General features: G+C 43.4%; 12 protein-coding genes and 10 tRNA genes. 21 read left to right on the top strand and 1 reads right to left on the bottom strand.

Annotated features, from left to right (window positions below; all coding sequences use genetic code 11):
- The first annotated feature begins 6 nt into the window (after positions 1-6).
- The 21 genes from H6G57_RS22325 (at position 7) to H6G57_RS22230 (ending at position 8711) form a co-directional block, all read left to right on the top strand.
- Positions 7-135 carry a transposase gene (locus tag H6G57_RS22325; protein WP_375539548.1) on the top strand — a complete coding sequence of 43 codons (129 nt, stop codon included), beginning with the start codon at positions 7-9 and terminating at the stop codon, positions 133-135.
- Positions 120-755 carry an AAA family ATPase gene (locus H6G57_RS22320; RefSeq protein WP_190522605.1) on the top strand — a complete coding sequence of 212 codons (636 nt, stop codon included), beginning with the start codon at positions 120-122 and terminating at the stop codon, positions 753-755. Before H6G57_RS22325 ends, H6G57_RS22320 begins: the two co-directional genes overlap by 16 nt.
- Complete coding sequence (locus H6G57_RS22315; RefSeq protein ID WP_242049062.1) at positions 755-1078, top strand: DUF4276 family protein; 324 nt, start codon at positions 755-757, stop codon at positions 1076-1078. The genes H6G57_RS22320 and H6G57_RS22315 overlap by 1 nt, the downstream gene beginning before the upstream one ends.
- Positions 1060-1173 (top strand): DUF4276 family protein, encoded by a 114-nt coding sequence (locus H6G57_RS29170; protein ID WP_309236010.1) that lies wholly within the window; start codon positions 1060-1062, stop codon positions 1171-1173. Before H6G57_RS22315 ends, H6G57_RS29170 begins: the two co-directional genes overlap by 19 nt.
- 330 nt (positions 1174-1503) lie before the next feature.
- A tRNA-Cys gene (locus H6G57_RS22310) sits at positions 1504-1579 on the top strand.
- Positions 1580-1581: 2 nt separating this feature from the next.
- A tRNA-Trp gene (locus H6G57_RS22305) sits at positions 1582-1652 on the top strand.
- A gap of 25 nt (positions 1653-1677) precedes the next feature.
- Positions 1678-1746: transfer RNA gene (locus H6G57_RS22300), tRNA-Met, on the top strand.
- Positions 1747-1783: 37 nt separating this feature from the next.
- Positions 1784-1868 (top strand) — tRNA-Ser (locus H6G57_RS22295).
- Positions 1869-1910: 42 nt separating this feature from the next.
- Positions 1911-1983: transfer RNA gene (locus H6G57_RS22290), tRNA-Gln, on the top strand.
- Positions 1984-2025: 42 nt separating this feature from the next.
- Positions 2026-2102: transfer RNA gene (locus tag H6G57_RS22285), tRNA-Leu, on the top strand.
- A gap of 161 nt (positions 2103-2263) precedes the next feature.
- Positions 2264-2336, top strand: a tRNA-Lys gene (locus H6G57_RS22280).
- A gap of 31 nt (positions 2337-2367) precedes the next feature.
- Positions 2368-2442 (top strand) — tRNA-Lys (locus H6G57_RS22275).
- Between the two features lie 44 nt (positions 2443-2486).
- Positions 2487-2562: transfer RNA gene (locus H6G57_RS22270), tRNA-Arg, on the top strand.
- A 5-nt stretch (positions 2563-2567) separates the two neighbouring features.
- Positions 2568-2644, top strand: a tRNA-Ala gene (locus H6G57_RS22265).
- Positions 2645-2843: 199 nt separating this feature from the next.
- A complete protein-coding gene (locus H6G57_RS22260; RefSeq protein WP_072721224.1) occupies positions 2844-3044 on the top strand; it encodes a hypothetical protein in 201 nt (66 codons plus the stop codon).
- A gap of 123 nt (positions 3045-3167) precedes the next feature.
- Positions 3168-3902 carry a hypothetical protein gene (locus tag H6G57_RS22255; RefSeq protein ID WP_190522603.1) on the top strand — a complete coding sequence of 245 codons (735 nt, stop codon included), beginning with the start codon at positions 3168-3170 and terminating at the stop codon, positions 3900-3902.
- A gap of 469 nt (positions 3903-4371) precedes the next feature.
- Complete coding sequence (locus tag H6G57_RS22250; protein WP_190522601.1) at positions 4372-5805, top strand: hypothetical protein; 1434 nt, start codon at positions 4372-4374, stop codon at positions 5803-5805.
- 101 nt (positions 5806-5906) lie between these two features.
- The gene (locus tag H6G57_RS22245) at positions 5907-6614 is read left to right on the top strand and encodes a hypothetical protein (RefSeq protein WP_206756699.1); all 708 of its coding nucleotides are present in this window, start codon (positions 5907-5909) and stop codon (positions 6612-6614) included.
- Between the two features lie 103 nt (positions 6615-6717).
- On the top strand, positions 6718-7164 hold the full coding sequence (locus H6G57_RS22240; RefSeq protein WP_190522597.1) for an NADAR family protein: 447 nt from the start codon (positions 6718-6720) through the stop codon (positions 7162-7164).
- A gap of 46 nt (positions 7165-7210) precedes the next feature.
- Complete coding sequence (locus H6G57_RS22235; RefSeq protein ID WP_190522596.1) at positions 7211-8065, top strand: hypothetical protein; 855 nt, start codon at positions 7211-7213, stop codon at positions 8063-8065.
- A 7-nt stretch (positions 8066-8072) separates the two neighbouring features.
- Positions 8073-8711 carry a ThiF family adenylyltransferase gene (locus H6G57_RS22230; protein WP_190522594.1) on the top strand — a complete coding sequence of 213 codons (639 nt, stop codon included), beginning with the start codon at positions 8073-8075 and terminating at the stop codon, positions 8709-8711.
- A gap of 34 nt (positions 8712-8745) precedes the next feature.
- Here H6G57_RS22230 and H6G57_RS22225 read toward each other — a convergent pair whose 3' ends face one another.
- Positions 8746-9144 carry a lipocalin/fatty-acid binding family protein gene (locus H6G57_RS22225; RefSeq protein ID WP_190522592.1) on the bottom strand — a complete coding sequence of 133 codons (399 nt, stop codon included), beginning with the start codon at positions 9142-9144 and terminating at the stop codon, positions 8746-8748.
- Between the last annotated feature and the right edge of the window lies 1 nt (position 9145).

Below are 9145 nucleotides of genomic sequence, written 5' to 3'. Positions count from 1 at the left end.
TATTTTATTAATCGAACAACCAGTGGAGTCATGGAGGGATTAAATAACCGGATCAAATTAATTCTTCGTCAAAGCTATGGCTTCAAAAATTTTGAGATGATGCGTGAAAAGCTACTAGCTTGTCTTTCTTTATAAGATTTACTTATCACCATAGGTACAGGAGAACCATTCGGCAAAGATGGAGTATTGAAGATAATCGTTATCTGCGGGAAGATGGAGCCAATTTAGCCTCGGTTTTGTTGAGATTAAAGGAAACAGAACCCAAACATTATCGAATTATTGTTGATACCTTAACTCAAATTACTCCTTTTTTTGATGATTTTGTTTTGGAACCCATTAATAATACTGTTATTTTACAATGGACAGAAAAAAATACGGATATTATTTTTAGTTCTCATCAAATTTCCGATGGAACTTTAAGAACAATGGCATTAGTCACCCTACTGTTACAACCAATATCCGATATACCAGATGTTTTAATCTTAGATGAACCCGAATTAGGTTTACATCCCTATGCAATTAATATTATTGCGGGATTAATTCAGAGTATTTCTCACGAAGTTCAAGTGATTTTAGCGGCTCAATCAACCTTTTTAATTGATTGTTTTGCACCGGAAGATATTATTATTGTTGACCGGAAACAACGTGCTTCTGAGTTCAAGCGTCTCGATCCTGAACCTTTGAAAGATTGGTTAGAGGAATATTCTTTATCGGAACTTTGGAATAAAAATGTTTTGGGAGGAAGACCCAAGTGATGATCCGCTTACATATTATTGCTGAAGGTCAAACAGAAGAGGAATTTGTCAATACAATTTTAACAGAGCATTTAGGCTATTTTAATATTAGCACTGATGTCCATCGTATTACAACGAAACGAACAAGAACCGCAGTTCATCGAGGCGGTTTAGTCAGTTATCAAAAAGCAAAAAAAGATATTATTCTCTGGTTAAAACAGGATAAACATCCTGAAGCTAGATTTACAACAATGTGTGATTTATATGCTTTACCTAACCTTCTAAACGAATTATTCAAGCTATTCCTCGTTATGAGGGTGCAAAAGTGTCTGTTGCACCTTTAATGGCTCAAAAAATTGGTTTAGAAACTATTAGGAAAAAATGTCCTCATTTTAATCAATGGATAGAACGATTAGAAAATTTATCTCAACTTGAATAATATTTGTAGCAAGTGAACCCTCGTTCTCCTCGCTCCCTTACACAGCAAACTCAGCAATCCCACATACTCCAGAGCCAGGTGGTGTTTTTTTGCCAAAGCCTGATGGGTAAACCCGCCACCAGAGAGCAATCCAACGATTTTGTCTACGATTGCTCTGTCCCTTCTAAAAATTTTTGTAGTATGCTCTTGACAAAATGTAGTATAGTAATTATAGTTGTAGTATGAGATGAAACACAGAGGCACTAATCCTCGGTGTTGCTTCCTCTAACCCCTGCTGACATCAGCAACCAGTACCTTGAAAACTTCATAAATACTACATTTTGATCCAATCTCCAGGTCGCCAAGTGGAAAGGCGTTGGTCTGCAAAACTAACTATTCGTGGGTTCAAATCCCACCCTGGAGTCCAATGCACAGATGGTGTAACGGAAACATCACGGTCTCCAAAACCGTTGATCAAGGTTCAAATCCTTGTCTGTGCGTTGCCGTGCCCTGATCGAAAAAGCTTACATACTCGCCTAATGGTAAGGCAACTGTCTCATAAACAGTCCATTGCAGGTTCAAGTCCTGTGTGTGAATCAACAGCTTTTTCAACTTGCACGGCATTGATTTTGGAGCGATCGCCACTGGTAAGGCAAGCTGTTTGCTAAACAGTCGTGGTTTTATCGCCATTGCAGGTTCAATTCCTGTTCGCTCCGATGAGTGAGAACGTGGTGTAATCAGAAGAACACATCGGTCAATGCCCTGTGGTGTAATTGGCAACATCCTGCTCTTTGAAAGCGGAGATTCCAGGTTCAAACCCTGGCGGGGCAGTTGGGAGGTAAACAGTCGTCTTCTGTATTCCTCCCATTTCTCACTCCTGTAGCCCAACGGTCAGAGGCGATCGCCTTAGAAGCGATGCGTTGCAGGTTCAAATCCTGTCAGGAGTACCAAGCACCGAAGGCGGAAGTGATCGACGCGCGCACCCGATAAGTGCGTTATTAGCAGGTTTAAGTCCTGCTCGGTGTACCAAATTTCTAAAAGTAACAAATAAAAAGCACTTTAGTATGCTAAACCAACGAGAAGCTGAAAAATCCTGCAAATTAGAGCATTTGGGTCGTTAGCTTAACGGTTAGAGTAGCTGCCTTTTAAGCAGACGGGTCAGAGTTCAAATCTCTGGCGACCCATGTTCAACCTGGGGTTGAACAATTGAAAAACGGGCGTTTGGCAGAACGGTTATGCGCCTGACTCTTAATCAGCCTGACGTAGGTTCAACTCCTACAGCGCCCACCAACACTGTGTTACAGGTTCAAATCCTGTCAGGACTCCGAAATTTTGGGAGTGTCGCCTAATGGAAAGGGCATCGATCTTCTAAATCGATTCGTGTAGGTTCGACCCCTACCGCTCCTGCCAAACTTGGGTCTGTAGCTTAACTGGGAAAGCGTCTGTCTTGCAAACAGAAAGATGTCGGTTCAACTCCGACCAGAATCCACCAACCCTGGGTCTGTAGCTCTAGTGGCAGAGTGCCTAAACCACCTTGTATCCTAACAGGCAAAGCTTACATACTAACTTCCTGTCAAGAAGCAAAAACCAGCTTTGTGAACTTGTACGAGGGATGAGTGGAACTCTCATCAGGAGGTCGTCGGTTCGATTCCGATCAGATCCACTTTTTAATCAAGTAAGAGGTAATAAAAATGGTACATATTCGATTTGAAGGGCGATCGCTCGACCTATCAGAAACCCAACTGGAAATTACTCAAGGGATGAGTGATACAGCAGTGAAAGAACGAGTTTCAAGATATTTGGATGTTGATGGAAATCGACTTTCTACTTATGTAGTTGATCACCGTCCCAGTGGTGATTTAATCATCCGTCCTGAAGCTGTTTACGGTTAAAGTATATGGACATAACCGGACGTCTAACAGTCGCCAGAACGGTGTTTTATAAAGACTAAGGCACCGAAACAAACGGTGATGAAGTCTTTTTCTCTCTATTCTTTATTCCCTGTTCCCTGCAATATGAGCGAACATCGTTTGAGCGAAATTGTCATTGAACGTCCTCGTGGTGGAATGCGAATTAGCCTCAAAAAATTGAAAGGTTTTAAGAAGCAATTATATAAACTCACCGAGGAAGCAAGTCAGGATGGATTACTCAGTCCTTACCTGATTAAACCTAGAAATAAATCGAAGTATCTCTCTGATCAGCTAGGGCCACTGCGGCGATTTTTGCGATCGCACGTTGGGCAACCCTGGAATGCAGTTTACAGTAAATTGTGTCAGCAATTAGATACCAAAACAATGGCAGGACAACACGTTCTGACCCATCTATGGGAATTCGTTGAGCGGCACGTTGAACTGATTGATGGCATACCTTACAGCAAAAGAACCCATCGGCGTTTTTCCATTCCTCATCGCTTAGACAGCCATTACACAGAGAAATTTTATGTGCATCCAGAAACTGGAATTCTGTGTGTGTCTGCAAACCAACCTCGCAAGAGATGGAATTCATGGCGACCGGATGTGGTGACACTGGATGAATATCATGAGTATCACCAACTTCACGGGATTTGGTATCTAATTACCTTTGAGGAAGTCCCACCTCCACCCACACAAACCGTTATCGATGTGCTAGACGGTGAAATCTTTTGTGGTAATGGGAGATGGATGAACGGTCGAAGAATGTATGCCACTCGGAAACAGCAGTGTAGCAAAAAGCAACTTCGATTTATTCGCAATCAACTTTCTCAATCATAAAGTTTATTTCGTGCCCTAACCTCAAAAGCTTACATACTCGCCTACTGGAAAAGGCACTTGATTTAGGTTCAAGTTACTACAGGTTCAACTCCTGTGTATGACCCAACTGCTTTTTTAACTTGCACGAAGTGATTTTTATACATTTCCCCCCTTATTAAGTAGGACATTTCTGAATTCTCAAACCCTTTGACTTCTTACTGTTCCCTGTTCCCTGTTCCCTGTTCCCTTGCGCGTAGCGCTATATAAATTTTGGCAGTTGTTGCCGCGCCCTGAACGCAGAAGCTTACATACCCAGCAAATCTAAAACGGTGCCTGCATTGGGTTGTACGCTGAAAGCCACCAAACCCATAGCAGGCAAACCTGGAAGTAGCGATACCTTCAGCCCAGCTTCTGCAACTTGCGCGGTGACTGATCACCGTTGCGTGCAACATCTGCCTCCTCATCTCTCTACACCCAGAGGAGGTTCATAATGAACAACACTGAACGAGATTTACGCCTGGAAATGCTTAACAGCTTGCTCACGACTCCCCACCGCAAGCTGGAGCAAGTCGCAGAAATCCATCAACTGATTGTTGAACTTGACCCCATCTTTTACGGACACCTGGCGGTTTGGTATCAACGCAATGGGGATGTGCGCGACCATAAAGAAGTGTTCATTGCTCATCTGCTAACCAGCAACTTGACTGAACACCGGGATGCCGGATTCATGATGGTGCAAGAGTTTCCGCCCTACCAAGTCGCTCGTATGGTAGACTTCATGAAGCAGCAACGCAACAAGATGCCCCGTTCTGCCCGAACTGCTGTACAACGGTATCTGAAAGTGCGGGAAAGCAACCCGGCTCTATTTGATCGGGCGGCACTACGGGGACGCAAGGCGATGAAGCATCTGTATGCGTCACTGCACATCAAGCCCGGTGAACGAGCGAATGCGATTCTGTTTCTTGACAAGCCTCCCGTTGGCTCACTGGCAGCAATTCTGAAGCAGCTTGCCAAAGCTGAGAGTGCAGCAGAGCAAGCCCAGTTGATTGTTGAGTTTAAGTTGCCCTACACCATTGCTATTGGTGCAATCAAGCAACTCACCCCAACTGTTTTGGTGGCCGTTATTAACAGCATGACACCCCAAGAAGTGATCAACAACCTCAAGTCTCTGAAGGCAAGAGGGGCAATGGATCACCCAGAGGTGAAGGCATTAATTGATACCAAGCTGGATGAAGCCACCAAAGGGGCGCGAGTGGCTGCATATAAGGCGCAAGTTGCCGCAGATGCCGCCGATCTCGATGATGATACTGTGGCTCGGTTAGAGAAGGTGACGAACGAGCAAGTCAAACGTCGGGGTGTAATTACCCGTCCGACTGCCCTGTTTGTAGACAAGTCCGGTTCGATGCAGAATGCGATCGAGTTGGGTAAGCGACTTGCTGCCCTAATCTCTGGCATTACCCAAGCTGATCTGTTTGTCTACGCCTTTGACGACATCCCCTATCCTGTCACCGCCCAGGGTCAGGAATTGACCGACTGGGAACGAGCATTCCAGCACATCAAAGCAGGGGGTAGCACCAGTATTGGCTGTGCGCTGGAGGCGATGCGGAAGAAGCGCCAAATCGTGGATCAAATCATTATTGTGACAGACGAAGGTGAGAACGCAACTCCTTACTTCGGTGAGGTTTATAAGACTTACTGCCGAGAGTTTGCCATCATGCCAAACGTCGTAATTGTCCGAGTCGGGGGTTACTGCAACTGGTTAGAGAACCAACTGAAGGCGCAGCAAGCACCTGTAGAAACGTTTACCTTTGCGGGAGACTACTACAGCTTGCCCAACCTTGTACCGCTCTTGACGCGCCCTTCTCGTCTGGATCTGTTGCTGGAGATTCTGGACACGCCACTGGTGCTGCGGACGGACAAGTAGGGTAGAATAGGGCACAACTCATTGATAGAGTACTGAGTAGTTTTACAATTCTAATACTTCAGTCTTCAATGGAGTTGATGCCCTTTCTATCAGTAAAAGAGATGAAGCTAAAACAGTCCTTCCAAAGGCTTGCGCTTTTTATCCTATCTGCCCTACTTGTTGTTACATTAACGCCTTTTATCAGTTATGCTCAGAGCGCTACTCCTTCGCCAGCAACTGGTAATGTTCCTTTTTATAATACCAGTGATTTTTGGAGTAAAGTTGCCCTTGCTATCATCTCAACTCTTTTGGGAGCATTGTCTGGTTACTGGTCTTCGGAAAAGAAGCGCAAAGATGAGGCTATAGAACTTTCGTACACACAGGATAAGTTTAGTGTTTTGGAGTTCAAGAAAGATATTGGCAAAACACTTAGTATTCGCTACGGAAATTATGAAGTAGCAGATTTGTATGTCATGTCTTGCAACATCAGGAACACCTGTAAAAAAGTTATTAAAAATGAACCTATTACATTTGAAATCCAACCTGCGAATGTTGGTATCTTAGATCAGTTCTTTGAGCCATCTTTAGAAAACAACAATTCAATGGGCATAGAGGAATTACAGATAGACAATCTAAAGGTTGGAGAAGCAAATTCGTGCTTATATTTCCTTATATTGGAGCATTTGCAGAACGAGTTTCTAAGTTTCTATCGATGGATGCCATTAAAATCTGAATCTCAACAATCTAAATACAACATAAATATAGGAACGGGTACAGATATATTCATTGGTGACAAATATAGTGAACCTCAAGAGTCTAAGGAACACTAATAATCTTAATATTCAACTTTAGAAATTTTCGTTGTTGGGTTTTAGCCCATTTAGACAACGCTAAAGCACTGACTACAAACTTATTGATGACACCCTAATTAATATGACGATTTACTTTTATTCTTCACGAGAAAAACCTTATGGTTGCTTTTCCAATTTCTCAGCCCATGGCTTTATGCTGGATGAGTTGTACTGGGCAACCAGTGAACATTATTTTCAAGCCCAGAAGTTTGTTAATACTCCCTATTTGGAAAAAGTACGGCAAACTAAAACACCGAAAGATGCTGCAAATTTAGGTAGGAATCGCTCTTTGCCCCTTCGTTCTGATTGGGATCAGGTGAAGGATCAGGTGATGCGAAAAGCAGTGCTACAAAAGTTTAGAACCCATATCGATATTCGATATATTCTGCTGTCAACGGGGGATAAAATGCTTGTGGAAAACTCTCCAATTGATTACTATTGGGGCTGTGGAAAAGATGGAAGTGGCAAGAACAAATTAGGGCAAATCTTGATGGAAGTACGGGAAATTTTACGCAAGGAAACGATGTAGATATTCGCTTTAAGTTTCGTCCTTCAATCCAAAAACTAAAATCCAAATGACTGATATTCGCAAGCTCCTTAATCAGATTGCTCGTGCAGAAGCAGAATTGCAATCAACTCAATTCTTAGCCCCCCGTGTCAAAGGTGGACGGGTTCGCACGCGAGTTGCTGGCATGGTCTACACGTTTACACCTAAACCTCCGCAATTTGAGGGATGGGGCATCTTTCAGCCTGTGGATGAACAGACCGCAACCTTAATTGAGGTAGCAGACCTACCCCTGATTTCTGCTTATTTGCAACAGTTTCCCAGTATCCGCCTGCGGTTGGCTTATCCCTTACAACGTCAAACTTGGCTGGCTTATCCAATTAATGAAGCGGATATGCAACAACGGTTTAAAACGGTCAAACCTGTACCTGTACATCTGGTGACAGAAGGAATTGCCTTTGAACAAATTATCGCCCGTTGGAATGGTAATTTCTGTTGGTTTCAGGAGGTTGATCGTCGTGCTGACCCAGAGATCGCTGAAACCTTACAATCTGCTCTCAAACAATTGATTTTAACGAAGGAATTACAGTTTAAGGGTCTTACCCCAGAAATGCGATCGCTCTATGAGTTAGTAGGTCAACAAACTGAGGGCTTTGACCCACTGAAACAAGATGAAAAGCGACTGCGACAAGCCCTTAAACTGGGGGGGGGTGAGTTACATCAGTTTCAAGACCGGGGTGATTACTGGAGGGTAGATTGGACAACGGCCGATGGCAGTTATCATACCAGTGCGGTCACGCCAGTGATGCGGAGCATTATCGCTAAAGAGGACTTAACGGTTGTGAGTTCGGGGATTTGCCTCAGTGGGCGCGATCGGGATTTTGATTTGCAATCGTTAGTGGGTGTGATGGAACACCGGGAGTAATGAGACTATGAGCCTCTTTTTTCATGAACAACTTTATCGTAGCGATGCAGTCATGTCGAAGCTGAAGGATTTTCCGGTAACGATTTGTGGCGCAGGCGCCTTGGGGGCGAATTTAACTGAGAATCTCGCTCGTGCTGGGTTGGGTAAGCTTAAGGTGATTGATTGCGATCGCATTGAGGAACGAAATCTCTCGACTCAACCCTATTATCGTTCTGATGTGGGGGCATTCAAAGCTAAGATTTTGGCGAATAATTTGTATCGAGCAATTGGGACAAAGATAGATGTTGAAAGCAAAGAATTGTCTGCGACTAATGCCCCTCAATTATTGAAAGAAAGTGGATTGATTGTTGATGGATTTGACAATAGCAAATCCCGTCAGACGGTGAAGGATTACGCTGATCAAACTGGAGTTCCATGCCTTCATGTTGGACTTGCTTCTGATTATTCAGAAGTAATTTGGAATCAGGTTTATCGAGTTCCTTCTGATGTGAATGATGATGTTTGTGATTATCCACTCGCGCGTAATTTGGTGATGCTAACGGTTGCTGTCGCCTGTGAGGTAATTATTTCTTTTATTACGACTAACCAACAACGGAACTTCACAATTACCCTGAAGGATTTAAGTGTTCGCTCACTCAAGGAATAAAGCTAAATGCTGATTCTTCATTATTTCTATTTCTTTAAGCTCTATTAAATGTTCGGGTTGCAGTAACTCCCTTTGTTGTCATGGTCATGATCATTTGATCGTTGGTGAATTGTATGGAAGACGTAGCAGAGGGATCGTCAACCCTCTGGGTGAACAAGGTGTTATCCCCTTCCAAAGTTGTGATGTATGTGTCCATTTTGTCTATTCCTGGGTCATACTCATACTCCTGTCCTAAAGTAAAGATCATCTTGATGGTCTTTAGGCTGGTGATGGTGGTAATGGTGAATTGGTCGCCATCAAACTCCACAATAATGTCCGGCTTGGTTGATGCCAAAACATTTCGTTTGATCATCCCAACATCTTCAACCTTCAAGTAATCCTGGAAGTTCTCTTGAGAAACAAAAGTGTATTTTCCAGTGATTTGTACAGTCATG

Source organism: Planktothrix sp. FACHB-1365 (assembly GCF_014697575.1).
In the GTDB taxonomy this organism is placed as follows: Bacteria; Cyanobacteriota; Cyanobacteriia; order Cyanobacteriales; family Microcoleaceae; genus Planktothrix.
This window is presented reverse-complemented; position numbering and strand designations above follow the sequence as displayed.